This is a genomic window from Methanococcus maripaludis C5, assembly GCF_000016125.1.
Classification (GTDB): Archaea; AGJL01; Methanococci; order Methanococcales; family Methanococcaceae; genus Methanococcus; species Methanococcus maripaludis_D.
Genome location: NC_009135.1, coordinates 410,596 through 434,680 on the forward strand (window position 1 = coordinate 410,596; position 24,085 = coordinate 434,680).

Here is a 24,085-nt window from a genome sequence, read left to right on the forward strand (position 1 = left end):
AAACATGTATCTAATATATAATAGAGAAAACTATATATAGTTTTTAAAAATATTCAATATAATTCAAGCTTACACGTGATTTTAAATCCATTTCTCTTAATTTACGGAAATTGGCATATACAAACGCGAAGACTATTTTAAGGTGGATATATGAGCGGAAATTCATCAACTGATATGTATTTATTCAAAAAATCCTTGAAGGAACTTAAAGGTAAAAAGGGTAAAGGAACAGAGCTTATAAGCGTTTATGTTCCTGCAGGAAGGAGGCTTTCTGATATTTCCCAGTATTTAAGGCAGGAGCTTTCTCAATCCTCAAATATTAAAAGCAAAACAACAATGAAAAACGTACAATCTGCAATCGAGGTAATTTTGCAGAGATTAAAGCTTTTAAAGGAACCTCTCGAAATGGGGGTAATTATATTTGCAGGAATGATTCCAAGAGGAGGTCCAGGAACTGAAAAGATGGAAGTTTACGTGCTGGAACCTCCTGAACCTGTAAAAACATTTGTTTATCGGTGTGATTCTTTATTCTACACCGACCCACTCGAAGACTTTATTCAGGATACTGAAGTTTACGGTGTAATTTTAGTCGATAGAAATGAGGCTACAATAGGTACTGTCAAGGGAAAAACGATAACTGTTCTAAAAAAACTTACCAGTGGAGTTCCTGGTAAGTTTAAGGCAGGAGGTCAGTCTGCAAGAAGGCTAGAGAGACTTATCGATGATGCTGCACACCAGTTCATGGTAAGAATTGGGGAATATGCAACAGAATCATTCATGCCGATTTTAGAAGAGAAAAAATTAAAAGGTCTTCTTTTAGGGGGCCCGGGAAATACTAAAAACGAATTTGCTGAAAAAGACTACCTTCACCACGAATTAAAGAAAAAAATCATCGATACATTTGATTTGTGTTACACTGAGGAATTTGGAATAAGGGAACTTTTGGATAAAGCATCTGACCTTTTAAGAGACCTTGATTTGATGAAAGAGAAAAATTTAATCCAGAAATTCTTCAAAGAGCTTATAAAAGATGATGGTGGGCTTTCAGCTTACGGTGAAGCTCAGGTAATGAAATATCTTGAAATGGGTGCAATTGATACGCTCATTGTTACTGAGGACATTGGAATTACAAGGGTTACTGTAAAATGTAACAACTGCGACTATGCCCAAGAAGTAAACGTAAAAACAAACGAAATGTTCAAATTTGAAGAACAGTTGAAAACCAAAGCATGTCCAACATGTGGTGGTGCAATGTATATTGATGAAGAGAAAGATATTATCGAACATCTATCAGACCTCTGCCATATGCACAATACGGATATAATCGTTGTTTCAACCGACACGGAAGAAGGAAGCCAGATTTCAAGGGCATTCAAAGGGATGGCTGCAATTTTACGGTATAAATTGTAATTATTCTAAAATTACTTTAAACTATTTTTAAATGATTCTTTTAAGTTACTGGGGGAATATACATGTTTTTTGAATATTCAATTAAAACCGATAAAAGAGAGTCGTTAGTGGATATTTCTAACAATATTTTAAATGCGGTTACAAAATCAAATATAAAAAATGGGATTGCAATAGTTTTCACACCCCACACGACGTCTGCAATAACAATCAATGAAAATGCAGACCCTGCTGTAAAAAAAGACATTGTTAAATTTTTACATGAAAAAATCCCTGAAAATTATGGATTTTCACATTATGAGGGAAATTCTGATGCACACTTAAAAAGCTCTTTTTTTGGACCATCTTTAACGTTGATAATAAACGATGGAGAAGTAATTCTTGGAACCTGGCAGGGAGTTTATTTTTGTGAGTTTGACGGGCCAAGAAGCAGGAAATTTTACGTAAAAATAATGAAAGACTGAATAAAATGGTAAAATTTAAGTAAATAATTTATACTGGAATTTTATAAAACTAATCTGAAACGTTTAATTTTTGAAAAATTAATTAAAAAATTTATTTTTGGTGAAAAGATGATTGCTACAATTCAAACAACACTCGGAACAATAAAAATAGAATTATTTAAAGAAAAAGCACCAATAACTGTTGAAAACTTCAAAAAATACGCAGAAACTGGCTTTTACGAAGGAACAATATTCCACAGAGTTATACAAAGTTTCATGGTTCAAGGTGGCGGATTTACAAAAGATGGCGTTCAAAAAGAAACAATGCCGGAAATTAAAAACGAAGCTAAAAACGGACTCTCAAACAAAAGAGGAACTATCGCAATGGCTAGAACCAACGTTGTAGATTCAGCAACAAGCCAGTTCTTCATAAACACGGTTGAAAACATGTTTTTAAACTACAAAAATGATGCAAACTACGGTTACGCAGTATTTGGTGAAATGACCGAAGGTTTTGAGGTACTTGACAAAATTGCAGCAGTTAAAACTGGAAACAAAGGATACTTCGCAGACTGGCCAGTCGAAGACGTAATTATTGAAAAAGTTACAATCGAAGAATAATTATTTTTTTACTTATTTTATTTAGTATTCTGGTGAAAATATGGATTTTAAAAACGTTATTTTCATGAGTGTGGCATCAATAGTTCTTTTAACCAGTTTTGCAGGTTGTACCAAAGATTCATCAAACACTGACGAAACGGGTGAAATTGTTCATGCAACAATTCAGACGAATTATGGAAACATGAATTTTGAACTCGATCTTGATAAAGCACCGATAACTGTTGAAAACTTCAAAACGTACGTAGAATCAGGATTTTACGAAGGAACGATCTTCCACAGGGTAATCAGTGATTTTATGATTCAGGGTGGCGGATTTACCGTAAACGGAACTAAAAAAGAAACACTCGATCCAATCAAAAATGAAGCAGATAATGGACTTTCAAACAAAAGAGGAACTATCGCAATGGCTAGAACCAGTGTTGTAGATTCAGCAACAAGTCAGTTCTTCATAAACACTGTTGACAATTCATTCTTGGATTATCAAAATAATCAAAATTACGGTTACGCAGTATTTGGTGAAATGACCGAAGGTTTTGATGTTCTTGAGAAAATCGAAAATGTAGCTACTGCAAATAACGGGCAGTATCAAAACTGGCCTGTTGAAGATGTAATCATTGAAAAAGTAATAATTGAAGAGTAATTAAAAAATAGATTAATATTTAATTTTTTTATTTATTTTAACTTATTTTGCACGTTTTATTGAAAGCGAAACTCTCTTTTTATCAAAATCAATGTCCATCACCATAACATCGACGATATCCCCAACAGAGATTACATCAAGGGGATGTTTTATAAATCGGTCAGCAATTTCAGAAATATGTGCTAATCCATCATGGTGAACTCCAATATCGATAAAAGCTCCGAAGTCAACAATATTTCTGACAGTTCCTTTTAAAATCATTCCTTCTTTTAAATCTTCAAGTTCTAAAACATCACTTCTTAAAACTGGTTTTGGAAGGTCTTCTCTTGGATCTCTTCCAGGTTTTTCAAGTTCTTTAATTATATCCTCAAGTGTTGGGATTCCGCAATCCAGTTTTTCAGCCAATTTTTCAATGTCGATTTTTTCAGAAATTTTATCGATTTTTTTCTCTTTAATATCTTTTATCGAGATATTTAGCTCATTAAGTAAATTTTCTGCAATTTTGTATGATTCTGGGTGAACTCCAGTATTATCGAATAAATTTTTACCCTCAGGAATTCTCAAAAACCCTGCACACTGTTCAAATGCTTTTTTACCAAGTTTACTTACTTTTAAAAGCTCTTTTCGGGATTCGAATTTTCCATTTTCCGATCGGTATATAACAATATTTTTTGCAATGCCAATATTAATCCCTGATACGTAATTTAATAGTGAAACCGATGCAGTATTTAAATCAACACCAACAGAGTTTACGGAAGATTCAACAACTGCGCTTAAACTTTCTGATAACTTTTTCTGGTTCATGTCGTGCTGGTACTGGCCAACTCCAATTGATTTTGGGTCAATTTTTACAAGTTCTGCTAATGGATCCTGGAGCCTTCTTGCAATTGAAATTGCACTTCTAATTCCTACATCGTATTCTGGAAATTCTTCAGATCCAAGTTCAGATGCGGAATAAACAGAAGCTCCAGCTTCATTTACGATTACATAGTAGACGTCTTTTACAACTTCTTTTAAAATTTCAGAAACAATATGTTCAGATTCTCTCGAAGCAGTCCCGTTTCCAATCGCGACAACATCGATATCGTGTTTTATAATGAGTTCTTTAACCTGTTTTTTAGTTTCTGCAACTTTGTTATGTGGCTCTGTAGGGTAAACTACTGTTTTATCGAGAACTTTTCCGGTTTCGTCAACTACTGCAATTTTACAGCCTGTTCTAAATGCTGGGTCCCATCCAAGCACGGTTTTATTTTTTATCGGCGGTTGTAATAACAATTGTTTTAAATTTTTTGAAAATACTTCAATTGCACCGTTTTCAGCCTTTTCTGTAATGTTATTCCTAATTTCTCTTTCAATTGATGGTGCAATCAATCTTTTGTAGCTGTCAATTACAGTATCTTTTAAAATTTCAGAAGTATCTGAGTTTTCCAAAAGTATATTTTTAAATATCCAATCTTGAATAAATTCAACAGGTGCATCGATTTTAACTTGTAAAAGTTTTTCTGATTCGCCCCTGTTTATTGCAAGGATTCTGTGGCCAGGAATTTTATTAACAGCTTCAGAATATTCGTAATACATTTCATATACTGATTTTTCATCCACATTTTTTGCTTTTACAGCAATAATTCCTTTTGAAAACGTGGTTTCACGGATAAATTTTCTGTAGTCTGCATTATCCGAAATTTCTTCTGCAATAATATCTTTAGCACCAGAAATTGCATCTTCAATTGAATTAACTTCCAATTCTGGATTAATGAATTCTTTTGCAAGTTCTTTGATTGGTTTTTCTAAAATCTGTTTTAAAATTAATTCTGATAGTGGTTTTAAACCCTTAATTTCTGCAATCGTTGCTCTTGTTTTTCTTTTTGGCCTGAATGGACGGTAAATATCTTCAAGTTCCGTTAAAAGTTCAGATTTTTCAATTTTTTGTTTCAATTCTTCTGTTAATTTGCCCTGTTCATCAATTAATTTTATAATTTGGGCTTTTTTATCTTCTAAATTTCTTAAATAAATTAATCTATCAAAAAATTTCCTCAAAACAACATCGTCAAGTGAACCTGTAGCTTCTTTTCTATATCTTGCGATAAATGGAATTGTATTTCCTTCATCAATTAAGTTAACCGTGTTTTCGACTTGAAATGTTTTTAAATTAAATTCTTTCTGCAATTTTTGAAAAATATCCATAATAATCCCTCTAAAAAAGTAATTAATATACTAATATGATTTTCGAAAAATTAATTTTTAACTTTTCTAAATTTTGCAATGAAAAATGGCTCATTTGGCGGAATTACCTTTAAAGTCCCTTTAACTTCGCCTTCGATCATATTTATTCCTGGAAAATCGTCCACACTTAGTTCAATAAGTTCCATATTTTTATTGTTTTTCAAAATATATCTTACGATATCTTCGTCTTCTTCGATTTCTGGAGAGCAAGTACTGTATACCAACTCACCGCCGTCTTTTAATACTTCAATTGCAGTTCTAAATAATTCAACTTGTCTTTTTGCACAGAATAAAATATCTCGTTTCGTTTTTACCCTGTTACAGTCTTTTATCTCGTTTCCTGTACATGGGGCATCCAATAGAATTTTATCGAATTTTAGCTTTTTATCGATATTAACGGCGTTCGTGTTTATCATTAACGTATTTTTAAATCCCATTCTGTTAATATTTGACCTTAAACTTTTCAATCTATTTTTGTTTATTTCAACAGCTAGGATTGAACCTTCATTTTCCATCAATTGTGCAAGATGCGTAGTTTTTCCACCTGGGGCCGCACACATATCGAGTAAGTCGTCATCTTTTGTTGGATTGAGTGTTATTGATGGAATTATCGATGAAATACTCTGTAAAAAGTAGTATCCCAAAAGATATTCTGGAGTTGAACCCATGGAAAATGGCGATTTTACTACCCTAAATACATAATCTAAAAATGTATCTTCCAATTCCACTCCTTTTTCTTCTAATCTCTTTTTAAGATCCTCAGAAGATATTTTTAACGTGTTTATCCTTATAAATTGTAAATTTTCCAAAAATACCACCGTAGTATATAATATGATAATATTCATGACTTTGGTTATAATCTTTTTCGGAGTTTAGACCATAGCAAAATCGTAAAAACTGTTATTGATGGACCAAACACAAAACTGATGACATTGTGAATGTATTCGCCATTTTCAAACGTATTTGCAAGAACCCCTATAATAACGATTCTAATTATGTTTCCAAAGTATATTAATAATGTACAAAATACTGAGCCAAAAACTTGATGTTTCAACTTATTTTCAACTGTTGATATATATGCCAATAATATTGAAATTAATAAAATTCCAGTACATGGTTCAATTATCGAAATCGCGATATTTGGGAGATATATAATATGGGTAAATAGAATTACATCTTTTAATAAAAATTTTAAAAATAAATAGCTCTGATATGCGATAATACTTGTCAAATAAGTTTCAAAATGGCATAAACTAATGTAAATTAAAATGGAATAAATAAAAAATTTACTAATTTTTAAAATTAAATCTTTAGCTTTTTTATTCATTATTTTTCCATTTACCATTTGTGAACATAGCCTTCTAATTCCATGGATTTTCCATCAACCGTTTTTCCAGATTCTACGACTTTTCCAATTTTTGTTACTGAATTTACATCTTTTAATTTTTCTTCGGCCATTTTAAAATTGGTGGTGGTAAAAAGCAGTTCAAATTCTTCACCACTGTTTAAAACTGTGTTTAATAAATCCATATTGAATTTTTCGCAGAATTCAACAACATCTTTTGAAACGGAGTTTAATAACTTTTTTGAATTTATTTCAAAGTTTCCAGTATAATTTAAATCTTTTGAAAGCCCATCTGAAATATCACAGCATGAAGTAATCGTATTATTTAATAAAAGCCCATCTTTAACTCTAGCTTTAGGTTCTGCAAGTTTTTTTAGGATTTCAGGAAATTCTGACATTGTTTTTTCAAATTCTATATTTCCTAAAATTCCTTTATCTTTCATTTCAAGAAGTTTTAAAGCACAAGCGACTTTTCCAACGTCACCGGTGATACAGATATCTTCCCCGATAATTCCGCCACGATATATCGGATTATCAGTAATTCCAAATGCAGTTCCAGATAGCGTTAATTCCGGCGCTTTGTTTGTGTCACCGCCTGCAATAGGGCATTCGTACTCTTTTGAAATAAAATTTATTCCTTTTGACATTTCATCGATAAAGTTTTTGTCCGGACTATCAAAACCCATTGATATTACCATTCCAAGTGGTTTTGCACACATTGCGGCAATATCTGATACATTTGCAGTAACAACCCTCATTCCAATCTGAAACGGTGTTAGAATACTTGGAAAATGTGTCGATTTAAACATCATATCGGTAGTTACAACTAAATGCTGATTTTCAGATTTAAAAACAGCACAGTCATCCCCAATTCCCTTTTCAACGCCATTCGAATAGGAAAGATTCTTTAAAATAATTTTAATGATATCAAGTTCATTCATTTTTGTTCCTGTTTTCAAAAGTTTGATAGTTTTTATGGAAACCCTCTTTAAAATATTTAGCTAAAAATTAATGTCGTATTTAAAAACCTGAACCAGATAAATTCTAATTTTACAATCACATTTATATACTGAATCCGAGATACTAATGATGCAATTGACGCATAAAGACCAAATGTTCTTTTTATGCACTTGGTGGATGATGAACGGAGTAGCTTCTGATTTATGACGAAAGATGGGCGAGCTGACACCAATTTTTTTATTCTGAAAAGCTAAATTTTTATATCTCTTCTTTTAACTACTAGATTTTATTTTATTCTTCATTTTGGCGGTAAAATGGCAATTAAAAACGTTTCAATCGTGTACCCGAATAAATTTGGCGGGGGAATCGCATGTCTTGCAGTGCATGTTTTAACCAACCACTTAAACAAGTACCACGATATTTCTGCAAATGCGTATCTTATCGAAAATTACTCGAAAATTAAGAATAGTGATGCTATTTTGATAACATTACAGTATGAAAACGACTATTTTAACGTTGTAAAAATTGTAAAAGAATTAAAAACTCAAAATCCAAACGCTATTTTTATTGCAGGCGGCCCTTGTGCCATTTCAAACCCCCTGCCGTTACATGAATTTTTTGATGTATTTGTTGTTGGTGAGATCGAAGGGACCGATACGATGTACCAATTGATAAATGGCAATTTTGAAATTCCTGGAGTATATGTTCCAAAAACATACAACAATGAAAAAATCAAAAGAATCTATCCAAAAAAGCTCGGGATAAAAGATTATCCAATAGCTCAAGTAACTCACGAATCAGGAGCTTATGGAAAAGCGTATCTTCTTGAAATTGGAAGGGGATGTATTAGAAACTGTAAATTCTGCATGGCTAAATGTATCTATGCCCCCCCAAGATATAGAAAAATTGAAGATTTAAAGTATCTGGTCGATGAAGGCCTAAAAAATACTGATGCAGACAAGGTTTCTTTAATTGCACCATCTGTAAGTGATTATAGGTATGTACTGGATTTATGTGCGCATATCTCTGAAAAAAATGTATCGATTTCTCCATCTTCATTAAGGGCAGACACGATTACGGATGAATTACTTGATTATTTAAATTTGAAAACTTTGACAATAGCACCAGAAGCAGGCAGTGAAGTTTTGCGAAAAAAAATTGATAAGGGAATAACTGAAGAAAATATATTAAACGCAGTTGATATTGCAAAAAATCACGGAATATCCACGGTAAAACTTTATTATATGGTCGGTTTTCCCGAAGAAACAGAAGAAGATATTGAAGAAATAATAACTTTAACGAAAAAAATAAAAGAAAACGTTCGAAAAGTAGATGTCAGTATAAATCCGATGGTTCCAAAGCCCCACACCCCTTTTGAGGACTTTGAATTCGATATGGATTCAAAAATGAAGATAAAATATATCGAAAAGAGTTTGCGGAAAATAAAAGTTAGTGTTGATTTTGAAAAATTCAATTCTATGGTTGCACAGACAGTTCTTGCAAGGGGCGGGGTAGAACTTTCAAAAGTTTTAAATGAGTCAAAAAACACAATGCAACTTATTAAAAATGTGGATTTGGATAACTACATTAATAAAATCGAAGAAAAGCCTTGGGATTTTATAGAAATTTAAATTAACACTTATAAAAACGGTGATAACATGGCAATATTAGGACTTGTTGGAAAACCAAACGTTGGAAAATCAACTACATTCAATGCAATGACTGAAAAAATTGCGGATATTGGAAATTACCCATTTACTACGATAAACCCAAATATTGGAACCTCTTTTGTTACAAAACCATGCCCATGTGACACTTTAAATTTAAACTGTACTCCAAACAATTCAAAATGTTTTTCTGGACTGCGTTATATTCCTGTTGAAGTTATTGACGTTGCAGGACTCGTTCCTGATGCACACAAAGGAAAAGGAATGGGTAACAAGTTTTTAGATGATTTAAGACAGGCTGATGCATTTATACTTGTTGTTGACGCGAGTGGAAAAACGGATCTTGAAGGAAACCCTTCTGAGAATAACGATCCTGTAAATGATGTTAAATTTTTGTTAAATGAACTTGACATGTGGATTCACAGTATTTTAACGAAAAATTGGGAAAGGCTTTCAAGAAAAGCTCAACAGGAAAAAAACATCTTAAAAGCGCTTTCTGAACAATTAAGTGGATTGAATATTTCGGAAAATCAGGTTTTTGCGGTAATTCGTGGGTTTGATGAAAGTCCTATGAAATGGTCTGAAGATGATCTTATGAAAATTTCAACAAATTTGAGAAAAGCTTCAAAACCAATGATTATCTCTGCAAATAAGGCTGATCACCCTGACGCAGAAAAAAACATTAAAAAGTTAAAAGAAGAATTTAAGGACTTTTTGGTTATTCCAACCTCTGCTGAAATTGAACTTGCACTGAAAAAAGCGCAGAAAGCAGGTTTAATAAAATATGATGGAAAATCAATGGAAATTTCAGATGAATCATCCCTAAACGATGCACAGAAAAATGCATTAAACTACATGAAAAGTTACCTTGATAAATTTGGCGGAACCGGAATTCAAGATTTAATTAACGTAGCTTATTTTGATCTATTGGATATGATTGTAGTTTACCCTGTGGAAGACGAAGGAAAATTCTGTGATAAAAAAGGAAATGTTTTACCTGATGCATACCTTGTAAAAAAAGGAGCGACTGCAAAAGACCTTGCATTTAAAATACACACAGAAATTGGACAGAAGTTCATCTATGCGGTTGATGCAAAGAAAAAGTTGAGAATAAGTGCAGATCAGGAATTAAACGACGGAGACATTATAAAAATTGTTTCTGCGGCATAAACTTTTAAATTTATCTACTTTTTTGAGGAGTTATTATGATACCAGATGGTAGCAAAGCGCTAGATTTATTAAATTGCTATGTAAAAGAACAGCCAAATCTCGATCATAATTTAATTGTAGGATATGGGATGCTCGGAATAGCTAAATATTTAGAAAAAGATGAAAATGAGCAGAATTACTGGTTTGTAACCGGAATTTTGCATGACATCGATATCGAAGATTATGGTGATTACTTAGAAAAGCATTGCATTATCGGCGAAGAAATTTTAAAAAATGAAGGAATCTCCGAAAGTTTAATTGAAGACATAAAATCTCACAACGAGGTATTAAATGTCGAGAGAAATTCGGAAATTAGGCATTCATTATGGGCGGTTGACGCGCTTTCTGGAATTATTCGGGCTTATGTTTTGATGAGGCCTGACAAGGATGTTAAAAAGGCAGAATTAAAGTCAATTAAGAAAAAATTGAAAGATAAAAGTTTTGCACAGAATGTTTCAAGGGAACAGATTAAATCTTGCGAAGAAAATTTGAAAATGACTCTTGATGATTTTGTAAATTCTGTTTTAAAAGAAGTAAAAGAAAATATTTCATTTAATTAATGTTAATTAATCTAAAATTCGATATTTTTAAAAAATTATTATTTTTAGCTTATTTTGCTATGGGGAGTAGTATGTGAACGCTTGTACCTTTTCCAACTTTACTTTCAACCCAGATGGATCCACCATGTGATTCAACGATTTTTTTACAGACTGCAAGTCCAAGACCTGATCCACCAATTTCTCTTTTTGAAGAAGAATCGATCTGGTAGAACTTTTCAAATATTTTTTCAAGATTTTCTTTTGGGATTCCGGGACCCTGATCAGTGATTTCAAGATGTAGATTTTCTTTATCTTCAAAACCTATTACTGTAACTTTAGTCTGATTTTTGCTAAATTTTATCGCATTTTCGATTAAATTTGCAAGAACTTGATTTATTTTGGATTTATCACCTTTAATATATACTTCATCCACGTCTTCGAGCAAGATTATATTTTTACTATCTGCAAAGTATTTTAATGAGGATATAATTTCTCCAACTGTATTTTTAATGTTTAATTTATTAAATTTAAAGTCCAAAACTTCATTTTCTACCTTTACGAGGTCCAACATATTGTCTATAAGTCTTTTTAACCTATCAGAGTTTTCAGATATGATTAATATAAATTCGTGCTGTTTATCATTTAGTTTTCCAGCAGTTTCGTCTTTTAACAAGTCAACATACCCTCGGATTGATGTAAGTGGCGTTCTCAATTCATGAGATACTATTGAAAGTAATTCTGATTTTAAATTGTCAACTTCTTTTAACTCATCATAAGAATTTTTAAGTTCATCCGCATCTTTTTTAAGTTTTTTATCTGCCCTACTTATTTCATCAGCCATTTTATTGAATGATTCGGCCAGTTCTTCTAATTCATCGCCAGTTTTAAGTGATACTCGTTCATCGTATTTTCCATGCCCAAATATTTCAGCAGAATTTTTAAGTTTTTTTATCGGAACTACTATTTTTCTATTTAATATAAATGCAACCAAAACTGCAACTATCAAGCTCGAAAATGCGATAAAAAATATTTTTCGAATTACTGAATTCATTAATATAACAAATGGCATTTCTGGAGTACCCACACAAATCATTCCGATTACTTCTCCATCGATGTCATATATTGGAGAATATTTACCAAAATAGGAGTTTCCATCTACAATTACCTTTCCAACATAGTCCTGATTTTTCAAAACTGATTCATATGCAGTTTCTGAAGCAATTTCTCCAACAAGGTCTACTCCGTTTTTCTGACATGTTGTAGATATTCTTACATTGTTTAGATATATTGAAGCTTCATCGCCAGTAACTTCTTTAACTCGATCTACCCAGTAATCGTCCTTATTCATAATATCTACGTAAGTTACCGTACCTATGAGTGATTCTCCATCATACACGGGTGCAACAGTAAATATTGCAAGTGCATCATAGCCATCTAACTCATAATCGCTATATTTTGAAGCTTCTTCATTGGAGATGACATCATACGCATAAATTGTATCTTTTTCAATTAATTTTTTAACATAGGTACTTATTTTTGCATCAGTATTCCCATAACTCGCACAGATAACGTTTCCATCTGCATCTGTAAATGTGGCCAAATCAACCCAAGATTGGTCCTCAAGACCGTTTGCAAAATTTTGCAATGTTTCTTCATCTTTATTTTTGACAGCATCGATTACAATTGGTAATTGTGCCGTATATGCGGTCATTGTATCAAATTCAACAAATACATTATCTAATCGTTCATTTAATATTCCAATATTTGTATTTAACTCAGAGTTCTGGTTAGAAATCATCAATTCTGAAATCGTATCTGAGGATACGTAGCTTAACATAGTTATTGGAATTAAAACAATAATTATCGAAAAAATTAGTAATTTAGTTCCAATCATTCCAATTTTCGATTTTTTCATGGGTTATCACAAATAAATTAATTAAATTAGATATTTCGAAATATTTTAGTTATTTATTTTAGATAAGTATCTGGGCATATTGTTAAATAATTTTTCATTTGTATCTTTTCGACAGTTTTATTCGCAGTTCATATATGTAGAGCGGATACTGTGAATTATCATTCCAAATATTACAACAAGTAGTCCAAAAATTGCAAAAATGTCTGGCAATGCACCCCCAAGAAGGATAATTTCACCAAGCACTGAAAATACTATTTCACCAGACTGTGTCGATTCAACAGCAGCAAGTTTTTTCATATCTTTTCTGACGATATCCGTTGCTTTAAAAAAAAGCCATGTTGCAATTATTCCAGAAAACAGTGCAACGATAAATGACTGCATAATCTGGTTATTGTTTGGAATGCCTGATCTAAAAAGCCCATAAAATAAGATTAAAATCCATGTAGGCATACTGCAAAGTGTCATTCCAAGAATTCTCTGAAAAGTGGTTAATTTACCGCCTGAAATTTCCATGGTTTTCCTGTTTCCCAGAGGATATGAAAATGCTGCGACAATAACTGGTAAAAATCCAAAAATAAGATCATTTGTAGATACTGAAGTTATTCTTGAATACTGCATTAAAATTATTCCAAAAAGAATTATTGTGGAAATAAAAAGCGACTTTTTTGGAATTTTATTCCTTACTTTTTCTAAATTTCCATTATTTTCAATCATGCTGTAAAATAAGGGCGTTACAAGAATGCCCGCAATAATTGTAATCTGCCAGGTTCCCGCAATAAGCCATGATGGACCGTAGTCACCTGCAAATGTAAGTGGCGCGTAAAACAAAACCAACGTTACTCCAGATAAACCACTCTTTAAAGTTACTTTTTATCTCGGAAATTACTTTTTTAACGTTATTTCTGCCGTAAAGTAAGATTAAAAGGATTGGAAGTGTAAATATATACCTTAATGATGCGGAAAATACCCAGTCCCCACCAAAAAGATCCATCTGCCTATTTAAAACAAAAGTGGATGCGAAAAAAAGCGATGAAAGAATTCCCAAAATTATCGATTTCATAAAGACACCAGAAATTTACTAAAATAAAGTTGGGGGACTAAAATTTAAAACTTTTGATGTAACAGTATATTATATAGAATAAAACTCTACAGTTTTAGCATAGTTGTGGATAAATTTTGGATGAAAATTTTTGGTGAAAATATGGAGTGTCCGATTTGTGGCGGAGAAAAATGCATAAGAAAATCAGCAGTTGAGATTTACAAGGATTTAATCGAACTTTTTTTTAAATATCAAGATAAAGAAAGTGACGTTACGTTTAAAAAGCACCCTACTGTTGGAGAAATTGGGGAATGCGAAAAAACAAGTAAAAAGATATGGTACTGCCCGTACTGTGACAAGCCGTTTACAGAAAACTATGAACTGGATAAAATAACTGTGGAATGTCCAAATTGTAAAAAGACACTATGTATCCCAGTTTCAAACAGAACTTTCTGTTAAATTATTGTTTTTTAGATTTTTTCAATCTTTTTTTCGCTTTTTCAAATAATTCTTCAGGAGTATTTTTTTCTTCTCCAAGATATTTTAAAACAGTTTCAGCGTGTTTATAATATTCTTCAGCAGGGTCTAAATCTCCAACAAATTGACCTTTACAGTTTTCTAAAAACCAGCCATCGTATGTTAAAACAAGGCTTTTATCTTTAATTTGAACTGAATAAGGTCTTAATCTACAGATGATTGGTCTAACTCTATAGATTTTACATTTGTTGTTTTCATCTAAGAATATACATTTTTCTTTTGACGTTTTGAGCCTTCCGGTCATTCCATCAAAGTTCACGAGGTATTTTTTAACAACTTCGTCAAATGGTATTTTTAAAAATCCTGCAATGTTTGCAACATCTTTTTTGGAAACGCTTGGAGAGTCACAGCAGCCACCGCACATTCTACAGTGCCATGCAATATTTTTCAAGTCTTTTTTAATGTCAAGTTTCATAAAATTCACGTTTTTGTTTTATTTTAAATTTTTAAATTTTTTTAATATCCTAAAAATTAAAAAATAGATTTTTAATCGAAATTAAAAGTATTCGTGTACTTTTTTAATGCACGCAACAACGAGTTCGGTTGTTTTTTCAAGGTCTTCTGTATCAATAACTTCAACTGGTGTGTGGATGTATCTTGAAGGAACGGATATAACTCCTGTTGGAATTCCATCTCTTGTTAAGTGGATTGCAGTTGCATCAGTAGTTCCTCCTTCTCCAACTTCATATTGGACAGGAATTTCATCTGCTTTTGCAACATCTCTAACCATTCTTAAAACTGTTGGGTGTGTAATAATTCCTCTTCCAGATGCATCTACGATTGTAGCAACAGGGCCTTTTCCAAGTTCCACTGGTGCATCTTCTAATTTAATTCCCGGGTGGTCTCCACAGATTGTAACATCAAGTGCGAATGCAATATCGGGATTAATTCCAAATGCAGATGTTTTTGCACCTTTTAATCCAACTTCTTCCTGAACGGTTCCAACAGCGTAAACCTGACATTTTAAATCCATATCTTTAAGTAATTCCATGGTTTTCAAAACAACTGCACAGCCTGCCCTGTTGTCAAATGATTTACATGAAACTACGTTTCCACCGAGGTTGTCGAATTCAGACTTGAATGAAATCGCAGTACCGATTTCAACACCCATTTTTTCTGCATCTTCTTTATTTTTTGCACCGATGTCGATAAACATGTGTTCAGCAGAAATTAACTTGTTTCTTTCGCTTTCTTTCATTTTGTGAGGTGGTTTTGAACCTAAAACACCAACAATATCGCCTTCGTTGCTGTGAACGATGACTTTCTGGTTTAAAAGCATCTGGTCGTTAATTCCACCAATTTTTGTAAATTTTAAAAATCCTTTGTCATCGATGAACTTAACCATAAGTCCGATTTCATCCATGTGTGATGCAATCATAATTTTTGGACCAGTTGATCCTTTTTTTGCAATTAAATTTCCAAATTTATCTGTTTCAATGCTGTCACAGTATTTTTCAAGTTCTTTTTCCATGTATTCTCTTACTTTATCTTCTCTTCCAGAAATTCCTTTTTCTGTTGCGAGAATCTTTAAATAATCGAGTGTACTCATAAAATCACCAGTTTATTTCTTAACTACTCAATTTTCATAATGATATCTATTCTATGATTTAAATATGATTGTTTTAAACTGTATTTCTGATATTTTCTGAAAAATAATATTTAACAAGTGGACAATACAAAAAATTTATAAATGCATCCGATATATTCATGTTATCAATGGATTGTAATATTAATATTCTCAGAGATATAATATTTTAACATGTCTAACTTGTTTGTTGGCGATTTATTTTTATTTTTCATATTATTGCTATTATTGGTAAAATCAACAGAAAAAACGAAACAGATTTAAAAATTCATGTTTTTAAAATCGGTGAAAAGAATGAAAAACACAAAAAACTTGACTTTTGAAGAATTAGCTGCTAAATCAAAAAGTTTAAGATACAATATTGTAAAAATGATTGGACTTGCAGAATCTGGGCACCCTGGAGGATCCCTTTCAGCAATTGATATAATTACTGCTCTTTATTACAATGTTATGAGTTATGATCCAAAAAATCCAGAATTGGAATCAAGAGATAGGTTTATTTTAAGTAAAGGTCATGCATGTCCTGCACTTTATGCAACACTCGCAGATTTAGGCTATTTTAAAGAAGAAGAATTATGGAACTTAAGACAAATCGGAGCTCTTTTACAAGGACACCCGACAATTGAAATTCCTGGAATTGAGGTAAATACTGGTTCATTAGGCCAGGGATTTTCATCTTCAGTTGGTGTTGCAATTGGATGCAAATTAAACAAATATGAAAATAACGTTTTCGTTCTCTTAGGGGATGGAGAATGTCAAGAAGGGCAGGTTTGGGAAGCTGCAATGGCTGCGGCACACTACAAACTCGATAAGTTAATTGGTTTTGTTGATAGAAACAAACTCCAGATTGACGGCTGCACTGAAGATGTAATGTGTCTTGCAGATTTAAAGGCTAAATTTTCAGGATTTGGTTTTGATGTATTTGAAATCGAAGGTCACAATTATGAAGAAATTATCAAAACGGTGGAACTCGCAAAAACAATGAAAAACGGAAAGCCAAAAATGATTATCGCAAATACAATAAAAGGAAAAGGCGTATCATTCATGGAAAATAACGTTGGATTCCACGGAAAAGCTCCAAATAACGAAGAACTTGAAAAAGCACTTACAGAACTTCAGTAATTAGTGGTGATTTAAATGGTAATGATTGGTGCATCCATTCTTTCTGCAGATTACGGGCATATGGAACAAGAAGTAAAAAAAGCCGAAGAAGGAAATATTGATTTCTTTCACGTTGATATAATGGACGGACACTTTGTACCGAACTTAAGTATGGGGCTTAGGGTTCCCCACTATTTGAAAAGTATAACTGACGTTCCAATTGACGTACATTTAATGGTTGAAAATCCCGAGTTATTTATTCCTAAACTGGCAGATGCTGCAGATATAATTGCATTTCACGCAGAATCCAGCAAATATTTATTTAGAACTGTTGACATGATAAAAGAACACGACGCAAAGCCAATAGTTGCATTAAATCCCTCAACACCAATCGGTAACGTGGAATACGTTTTAGAAAATCTGTATGGTGTTTTGGTGATGACAGTTGAGCCAGGTTTTTCAGGGCAGTCTTTTATAAATCCAATGCTTAAAAAAATAGATAATTTAAAAAACAAAATATTGACTGAAGGCTACAATACAAAAATCTTTGTAGATGGTGGAATTAATCTGGAAACTGCACCAAAAGCTGTTGAAGCAGGGGCAGACGCATTAATTGCAGCTTCAGCAATATATGGGAAGGAAGATGTTAAAAAAGCAGTAAATGATTTAAGAAATTCTGCAAACTTTAAAATTTAACCTAAATTAAATTAAGAAATATAATGACGTTTACAAGTCTGTGGTGAATTATATGAACGGAAAAAAAAAAGGAATGAGGGAGGCTTACGGTGAAACGCTGGCCGAACTTGGTGAAGTAAATGAAAATATTGTGGTGCTTGACGCTGATTTGTCAGGTTCTACTAAAACAGGCATTTTTGCTAAAAAATATCCTGAAAGATTTTTCAATGCAGGAATTGCAGAACAGAACATGATGGGTATGGCAGCAGGACTTTCAAGAACTGGAAAAACTGTGTTTGCATCAACTTTTGCAATGTTTGCAACAGGAAGAGCTTGGGAGCAGATTAGAAATTCTATCGCGTATCCTGGTTTAAATGTAAAAATATGTGCAACACACAGTGGCGTTACCGTTGGTGAAGATGGGGCATCTCACGAAATGACTGAAGACATTGCAATAATGAGAGCAATCCCAAAAATGATTGTAATATCGCCATCTGACTATTTGGAAACAAAAAGTGCTGTTAGGTGGGCTGCAACTTACGAAGGTCCAGTATATGTAAGAATGCCTAGAGGAAATACTGAAATAATTTTTGAAAACGAAGAAGAAGCAAAATTCGAGTTTGGAAAAGCAAGAATTTTAAAAGAAGGAACTGATATTACACTCATTGCAACAGGAGAACTCGTTCCAGAAGCAATCAACGCTTCAAAAATACTTTCTGAAAAAGGAATATCTGCAGAAGTCATTGCAATTGCAACAATAAAGCCAATTGATAAAGATGCAATAAAAAATTCAAAAGATTTCATAGTTTCAATCGAAGACCACAGTATTGTCGCAGGACTTGGTGGTGCAATTTCTGAAGTTATTGCAGAAGAAGGATTAAATAAAAAACTCCTTAGAATTGGTATCAATGACGAGTTTGGAAAATCTGGAAAAGCAGGAGATTTATTGAAATATTATAAACTTGACTCAGAAAGTATTGCAGAAACAGTATTGAACGCATACAAAAAATAATTTTTAAATTACTTTTAAAAACAATTATTTTTATTTTTAATTTTTAAAAGGGGTTAGATTCATGAAAAAAATCGGAATTTTAGAGTTTTTAGTTTTAATTTCAGTTTTGGTTACTGCCCTTGCAATCGGATATAACTTTTTAAGCCCGACATCAGCGGAGTATACATTTGATGGGGAAGAAATGTACAAATGTGCATGGATTTCTGAAAATATAATGCTTAAAGGTTTCCCTCTTTATGCAGATATTGATGGAACATGGACTGCTGACAGTTTAGAATTCTCTGATAGAGTACAAATTTTAGCTGCAAGTGGTGGAACTCTTACCGTTGCTTATGACAATAAAGAAATGACTATCGGTGGAAAACTTGCTTCAAAAGAAGATATTGCTGCAAGCAAAATATATCTGGTGCCTTTAGGAAACACGATAATCAGGTACAACTTGGAATCAATAAATGGAACTTCATTTTCAGAAATATGTGATATTGTTTATGCAGATATTGGTGACGATTTAACGGTTCTCGAAGTCGATATCGATGGTTCATTTGCAATCGATGCAGATACTTTTTCACCGACAGAGCAACTTGAAGTTATAAATTATTTCAAATACGAAACAGCTCTCCCAAAAATGAGTTTTGTGGATGGAGGGCTTATTTTAAAAGGAACGTTTAATTTGGATGACTTAAAAAATTTAGATAGTTTAATAAATCCTCAAAAAATTGTTACATCAAAAATGGAAGTAAATATTATTGTCGAAGAATCAAGTAACGAGATAAACACTGAAAATTATAACAATGCAAAACTTATAACCTGGATGTAATAGTATGAAGAAGTTTTTGGAACTTAATTCACAAAAAATCGGACCGCACCACATATTTGTTGGTTTATCCTGCCTCTTCGTACTCTTATCAAATGTAAGTGCAATGTCTGCATGCATTGTATTATTTTCTTCAGTATTTTTTTATATTTCATTTATCGCAGGGCAGAATATCTTTAAAAAATTGGATTTTAAACCTTACGAAGTAAATTATAAACTTCATGAAAAAATAGGACTTTTTTTAATGTTATTTGGAATTTTTTTTACGATAATGGATCTTTTATGGGTTAGGGGAGTGCCTCTGTTCGATCCGGCATCCAGGAAATTTTTAAGCGTTATTTATACGGGATTTTCACACACGCTCCCCCTTGGATGGGCAATACTGGTTTCAAGTTCAAAATTAAGCAATAAAAAGATATTTTTATATTCGGGTGTATTTTCTGCTTTAATAGTACTTTTAGGATACCGTACGCAAGTTGTGGTGTTATTACTTTCAACAATCTTTGCAATGTATTATTCCGAAAAAATAAAAAATAAACTCATGATCTATTCATTAATCGGGCTTGCATTTGTTATATTTGGACTCTCATTTTTAAGACATTATATATTAAATATTGGTGGAAATCCCCTAATTTCAAGGATAGACCTTACAATGAGTATATTTGATCTTATCGTTAAGAATTTCAACGGTAATTTCCAAGGAGTTATCCATAACGCCATATTTTCATCGTACGGATTAATTGCTGGTTCAAACTATGGTCCAAGAACATTAATTGCAAACAGTATTGGGGTAACGGGGGTTACAATCACGCCAACAATATTTGGTGCAGTTTTAATGGATTTTGGAATGATAGGGCTTGTTCCATATTTTGGAATTTTTGGGCTTTTAATGGGGCTTTCAAATAATCTTTCAAGTAAATTAAAAGGTTTATATCTTGGATTTTATTCAATAATGGTTTCTTACTTAATCGTTGGAATTGAAACTGGGATTTTGGATTTAGATGTGGTTGTAATGTATGCATTAGGTATAATTATGACATTTTACGGGATTTTTCGGGGGATTTTAAATGCTAAAAAATAATTTTGAAAGATTTAAAGATTATTTCAGAGAAAAATATGGACTTGGACTTGATAACCCGATAGTAATAATTTTTTTGGGGCACATGCTGATATTCTTACTCGCAATTCCTTATTTTGATAAATTTGGAATAGATTCCCTTTTAAAAATGATATTGGTCGTATTTGGAAATTTAGCTATTTTTTCAATTCCATTTTTTATAAATTTTGAAAAGACGTTGAAATTAGGTAAATTAAATTTAAAATTAATTTCTGGAATTTTACTTGGATTTTCCATGTTCTTTGGAGTATTTGTACTTTCAGCAAGTGTTATAAATGCGATACTCTTTTCAGGACTTGTATTTTTGATTTTACACGTATTTATGAAATATTATTACTCTGAAAAAATAAGTAAAATCATGTTTTTAATCGGGGTAATTTCATTCATTGCAATAATTTTAATTCATGGAAGCGTTCCAATTACCGATTATACAGTTAGAATGGCAATTTCAAACGATCCATTGAGATTAATTTCATCAGGTGCGCTTACATTTGCAAGTCTCTTTAATTTTGGATATTTTATGGTATCTTTTGCAATTTTGGCAGTAACGGGCTATAAAGCAAATGTTTTGGTATTAATCGTTGCATATTTGCTTTATAATTATAAAAGAAACAAAATAAATGCAAAAAAAATATTTTTAATTGGAATTTTTACAATACCATTTTTAGGAATAATGGCAAAATCGATACTTTCTTCATCAGGCCAATCATGGAGCCTTAATTTTTTAGAAATCATGTCATACAGGGCCTATTTTGATTTAATGACTTTAGAAAAGATTATATTGTACCCTACGGCATTATGTGGAAAAATTGCATTTACACCTGGTGGCGAGTCGTTAATTGGTGAAATAATTCATGGTTACACACATAATATTACTTCAACCATGTTTGGCCCGATTTATCTTGATCTGGGTTACTACAGCTTAATTTTTTCGTTAATATTTGGAATAATAAGTAAGTTAATATATAAAAAGAGCGATACTAAAATATATTCTATTTATGGTGCCGTATTGTTATCAATGTGTGAAATCGGCATTAATTACGGTTTTTTAGTTACCATGTTAACGTTCTTGTATGTTTCAGAAAATCTGCAGAAAAAACCCTAATCGTTTAAAAAAGTATATTTATTTCTTATTTCAGTGTTAAAGTGGTATAATGGTATCAATAAAGGATATCGGAAAAGATTATAACGTTCCCGAAGATAAAAAGTATCTTGTTATTGTTGTCGACATGGATGACGATGTCGGAAGGAAGGCAAATATCAGGACTCCAATTTTAAGTAGGGAGGATAATATCAATGCAGCTGTGAAGCTTGGATTGACTGACCCTGGGGACAGTGATGTAAATTCAATGCTTGGTGGAATTCAGCACTATGATCATCTAAAAAAAGAAGGAAAAGATGTTGAAATTGCAACAATTTCTGGGGATATAGATATTGAATCAGAGGTATGTGCAATTAAAATTAAGGAACAGATTGACTTTTTAATTTATCTCTATGAACCTAATTTCATATATCTCGTTTCAGATGGGAAAGAAGACGAAATGGTTTTGAAATATTTGGAGTTAAAAGATATTTTCGTTTGGAAAAAGAGAATCGTAATTAAACAGAACGAATCTCTCGAATCAACGTACTACCTTGTACAAGAATTTATAAAAAAGACAATGTCCCAGTACATTCCTTTAATATTTACCTCAATCGGATTTGCAATGATTCTTTATGCGATATTCTCAGATCTGGGCTGGAGAATAATTGCAGGACTTATTGGAATTTACATCTTATCTGAGGGCGTTGGATTAGTAGAATCCCTCAAAAAGACACTTACTGAAAGTAAAAAAGGTCTCGAAGTTGGAAAACTATCTCCTTTTGGAAATATTTTGGGATTTTTGATACTTCTTGTTGGAATACTCTACTCTTACCGAGTTTCGGTAGATCCAGAATTAACGATATTCTTTGGAAAATTCCTGCTAAATATTGCAAATCCTTTAACGTTGGGTTTTGTGTTATTGGTGCTTGTTCACTTTATAGATGATTTGATACATACTGAAAAAAGTATACTCCGGCTTTTAAAGAGACTATTTTTCAACGTAATTTTAGCGTTTATGTTAAGACAAATGTTGATAGTTTCATCAGGCTATTTAAATGGATATGCTGTTGAATTTACGGGTCTTGTAATGTATATTTTGGCATATGTTTCTGTATTGATAGTATTGTCTGTTGTATTATTTCATGAACCTAAAAACAAGGAAAAGCTGAATACCGAATAGTTGTGAAACTCATGCTTGAAATTCTAGGTTACAACAAAGGATCATTTGAAGTTTTAAATCTGGACCAAATGGATAGAGAACACGATCTCATATGGATTGATTGTTATGATCCTTCAGACGTAGAATTGATAGAACTTTCAAAAACAATGGGTATAGAAATTGATGAATTAAGTCTTGGGCTCGATGAACAGGAAGTTCCAAGGGTCGAAGAAGAAGATAACTACTATACAATTATTTTTAAAGCTCCTTTATTTGAAGAAGACATCACAACTACTTCTTTTGGAATTTATGTAAAAGATAATATAATACTGACAATTCATGCGGATAAAATTAAATCAATTGGGCGACTTTACAACCTTGTAAAAACAAAAAAACCAAAAACACTTCTTGATAAAGGAAAAGGATTTTTTATATACACGATACTAAACCAGATTACAATAAGTTATTCTAGAATTCTCGTAAACCTTGAAGATCAACTCGATGTTTTAGAAGACAGAATCGTTCAGGAACAGAATAAAAACATGACTGAAGAAATTTTACAGCTTAGAAAAATGCTCGTATATTTCCACAAGGCGCTTATTTCAAACAAGGATGTTATTTCAGTTTTAAAAAGAAAATACATTTCAATAACCACTCAGGAAGATCGGTGGGAATTCGAAGATCTTTACTATGATATTTTGCAGTTAATTGACATGGAAACAACGTACCGTGAGCTTTTATCGTCAATGATGGACATGTCGCTTTCGATTGAAAACATAAGGATGAATCAGGTAATGAAAATTCTCACAATGGTTACTGCATTATTTGCAGTCCCAATGTGGATTACAGGAATATATGGAATGAATTTTAAATACATGCCTCTTTCAGAGCATCCTTATGGATTCTGGATAATTTCTGCAATATCCATTGTAGTTATAATGATAATTATCCACACGTTTGTAAAAGAAAAATGGATTAAATAATTTCGGTGAA

At 32.2% G+C, this 24,085-nt stretch carries 23 protein-coding genes and 1 pseudogene; 16 read left to right on the forward strand and 8 right to left on the reverse strand.

Annotated features, from left to right (window positions below):
* The first annotated feature begins 150 nt into the window (after window positions 1-150).
* From prf1 to MMARC5_RS02315, 4 genes are all read left to right on the forward strand, one after another.
* Complete coding sequence (gene prf1 / locus MMARC5_RS02300) at window positions 151-1,410, forward strand: peptide chain release factor aRF-1 (protein ID WP_011868223.1); 1,260 nt, start codon at window positions 151-153, stop codon at window positions 1,408-1,410.
* A 62-nt stretch (window positions 1,411-1,472) separates the two neighbouring features.
* Complete coding sequence (locus MMARC5_RS02305) at window positions 1,473-1,871, forward strand: secondary thiamine-phosphate synthase enzyme YjbQ (protein ID WP_011868224.1); 399 nt, start codon at window positions 1,473-1,475, stop codon at window positions 1,869-1,871.
* A gap of 108 nt (window positions 1,872-1,979) precedes the next feature.
* On the forward strand, window positions 1,980-2,471 hold the full coding sequence (locus tag MMARC5_RS02310; RefSeq protein WP_011868225.1) for a peptidylprolyl isomerase: 492 nt from the start codon (window positions 1,980-1,982) through the stop codon (window positions 2,469-2,471).
* A 40-nt stretch (window positions 2,472-2,511) separates the two neighbouring features.
* Window positions 2,512-3,111 carry a peptidylprolyl isomerase gene (locus MMARC5_RS02315; RefSeq protein ID WP_081430835.1) on the forward strand — a complete coding sequence of 200 codons (600 nt, stop codon included), beginning with the start codon at window positions 2,512-2,514 and terminating at the stop codon, window positions 3,109-3,111.
* Between the two features lie 42 nt (window positions 3,112-3,153).
* Here MMARC5_RS02315 and MMARC5_RS02320 read toward each other — a convergent pair whose 3' ends face one another.
* The 4 genes from MMARC5_RS02320 to thiL are packed head-to-tail and all read right to left on the reverse strand — an operon-like array spanning window position 3,154 to window position 7,620.
* A complete protein-coding gene (locus tag MMARC5_RS02320) occupies window positions 3,154-5,295 on the reverse strand; it encodes a Tex family protein (RefSeq protein WP_011868227.1) in 2,142 nt (713 codons plus the stop codon).
* A 50-nt stretch (window positions 5,296-5,345) separates the two neighbouring features.
* Window positions 5,346-6,143, reverse strand: coding sequence for an NOL1/NOP2/sun family putative RNA methylase (locus MMARC5_RS02325; RefSeq protein ID WP_155810361.1), 798 nt, complete (start codon window positions 6,141-6,143; stop codon window positions 5,346-5,348).
* A 44-nt stretch (window positions 6,144-6,187) separates the two neighbouring features.
* Window positions 6,188-6,661 (reverse strand): archaeosortase family protein ArtE, encoded by a 474-nt coding sequence (gene artE / locus MMARC5_RS02330; RefSeq protein WP_048058548.1) that lies wholly within the window; start codon window positions 6,659-6,661, stop codon window positions 6,188-6,190.
* Window positions 6,662-6,672: 11 nt separating this feature from the next.
* On the reverse strand, window positions 6,673-7,620 hold the full coding sequence (thiL, locus tag MMARC5_RS02335; protein WP_011868230.1) for a thiamine-phosphate kinase: 948 nt from the start codon (window positions 7,618-7,620) through the stop codon (window positions 6,673-6,675).
* Between the two features lie 333 nt (window positions 7,621-7,953).
* On the opposite strand from thiL, the gene MMARC5_RS02340 reads away from it, so the two are divergent.
* The 3 genes from MMARC5_RS02340 to MMARC5_RS02350 are packed head-to-tail and all read left to right on the forward strand — an operon-like array spanning window position 7,954 to window position 11,075.
* Window positions 7,954-9,270 (forward strand): B12-binding domain-containing radical SAM protein, encoded by a 1,317-nt coding sequence (locus MMARC5_RS02340; RefSeq protein ID WP_011868231.1) that lies wholly within the window; start codon window positions 7,954-7,956, stop codon window positions 9,268-9,270.
* 27 nt (window positions 9,271-9,297) lie between these two features.
* Complete coding sequence (locus tag MMARC5_RS02345) at window positions 9,298-10,476, forward strand: redox-regulated ATPase YchF (RefSeq protein ID WP_011868232.1); 1,179 nt, start codon at window positions 9,298-9,300, stop codon at window positions 10,474-10,476.
* Between the two features lie 35 nt (window positions 10,477-10,511).
* Window positions 10,512-11,075 (forward strand): metal-dependent phosphohydrolase, encoded by a 564-nt coding sequence (locus MMARC5_RS02350; RefSeq protein WP_011868233.1) that lies wholly within the window; start codon window positions 10,512-10,514, stop codon window positions 11,073-11,075.
* A gap of 49 nt (window positions 11,076-11,124) precedes the next feature.
* Here the strand turns inward: MMARC5_RS02350 and MMARC5_RS02355 are convergent, their stop codons facing one another.
* The gene (locus tag MMARC5_RS02355) at window positions 11,125-12,969 is read right to left on the reverse strand and encodes an ATP-binding protein (protein WP_011868234.1); all 1,845 of its coding nucleotides are present in this window, start codon (window positions 12,967-12,969) and stop codon (window positions 11,125-11,127) included.
* Between the two features lie 117 nt (window positions 12,970-13,086).
* Window positions 13,087-13,960: pseudogene (locus MMARC5_RS02360) on the reverse strand (DMT family transporter).
* A gap of 210 nt (window positions 13,961-14,170) precedes the next feature.
* Between MMARC5_RS02360 and MMARC5_RS02365 the strand changes: the two are divergent.
* Entirely contained in the window at window positions 14,171-14,467 is a 297-nt protein-coding gene (locus MMARC5_RS02365) for a hypothetical protein (RefSeq protein ID WP_011868235.1), read from the forward strand.
* A gap of 1 nt (window position 14,468) precedes the next feature.
* Here MMARC5_RS02365 and MMARC5_RS02370 read toward each other — a convergent pair whose 3' ends face one another.
* Entirely contained in the window at window positions 14,469-14,960 is a 492-nt protein-coding gene (locus tag MMARC5_RS02370) for a YkgJ family cysteine cluster protein (protein WP_011868236.1), read from the reverse strand.
* Between the two features lie 81 nt (window positions 14,961-15,041).
* Window positions 15,042-16,094, reverse strand: a complete 1,053-nt coding sequence (locus MMARC5_RS02375) for a M42 family metallopeptidase (RefSeq protein ID WP_011868237.1) — start codon at window positions 16,092-16,094, stop codon at window positions 15,042-15,044.
* A 306-nt stretch (window positions 16,095-16,400) separates the two neighbouring features.
* On the opposite strand from MMARC5_RS02375, the gene MMARC5_RS02380 reads away from it, so the two are divergent.
* The 8 genes from MMARC5_RS02380 to corA all read left to right on the forward strand — a co-directional run bounded on the left by MMARC5_RS02380 (window position 16,401) and on the right by corA (window position 24,075).
* Window positions 16,401-17,252 (forward strand): transketolase, encoded by an 852-nt coding sequence (locus tag MMARC5_RS02380; RefSeq protein ID WP_081430836.1) that lies wholly within the window; start codon window positions 16,401-16,403, stop codon window positions 17,250-17,252.
* 15 nt (window positions 17,253-17,267) lie between these two features.
* Window positions 17,268-17,927 (forward strand): ribulose-phosphate 3-epimerase, encoded by a 660-nt coding sequence (gene rpe, locus MMARC5_RS02385; protein WP_011868239.1) that lies wholly within the window; start codon window positions 17,268-17,270, stop codon window positions 17,925-17,927.
* Between the two features lie 52 nt (window positions 17,928-17,979).
* Window positions 17,980-18,918, forward strand: a complete 939-nt coding sequence (locus MMARC5_RS02390; RefSeq protein ID WP_011868240.1) for a transketolase family protein — start codon at window positions 17,980-17,982, stop codon at window positions 18,916-18,918.
* Between the two features lie 61 nt (window positions 18,919-18,979).
* On the forward strand, window positions 18,980-19,735 hold the full coding sequence (locus MMARC5_RS02395) for a TrmB family transcriptional regulator sugar-binding domain-containing protein (RefSeq protein WP_011868241.1): 756 nt from the start codon (window positions 18,980-18,982) through the stop codon (window positions 19,733-19,735).
* Between the two features lie 4 nt (window positions 19,736-19,739).
* Complete coding sequence (locus tag MMARC5_RS02400) at window positions 19,740-20,813, forward strand: oligosaccharide repeat unit polymerase family protein (RefSeq protein ID WP_011868242.1); 1,074 nt, start codon at window positions 19,740-19,742, stop codon at window positions 20,811-20,813.
* The gene (locus MMARC5_RS02405) at window positions 20,800-21,954 is read left to right on the forward strand and encodes an oligosaccharide repeat unit polymerase family protein (RefSeq protein WP_011868243.1); all 1,155 of its coding nucleotides are present in this window, start codon (window positions 20,800-20,802) and stop codon (window positions 21,952-21,954) included. Before MMARC5_RS02400 ends, MMARC5_RS02405 begins: the two co-directional genes overlap by 14 nt.
* Window positions 21,955-22,003: 49 nt before the next feature.
* Window positions 22,004-23,113, forward strand: coding sequence for a DUF373 family protein (locus MMARC5_RS02410; protein WP_011868244.1), 1,110 nt, complete (start codon window positions 22,004-22,006; stop codon window positions 23,111-23,113).
* An 11-nt stretch (window positions 23,114-23,124) separates the two neighbouring features.
* Window positions 23,125-24,075 (forward strand): magnesium/cobalt transporter CorA, encoded by a 951-nt coding sequence (gene corA / locus MMARC5_RS02415; protein ID WP_011868245.1) that lies wholly within the window; start codon window positions 23,125-23,127, stop codon window positions 24,073-24,075.
* Window positions 24,076-24,085: the final 10 nt, after the last annotated feature.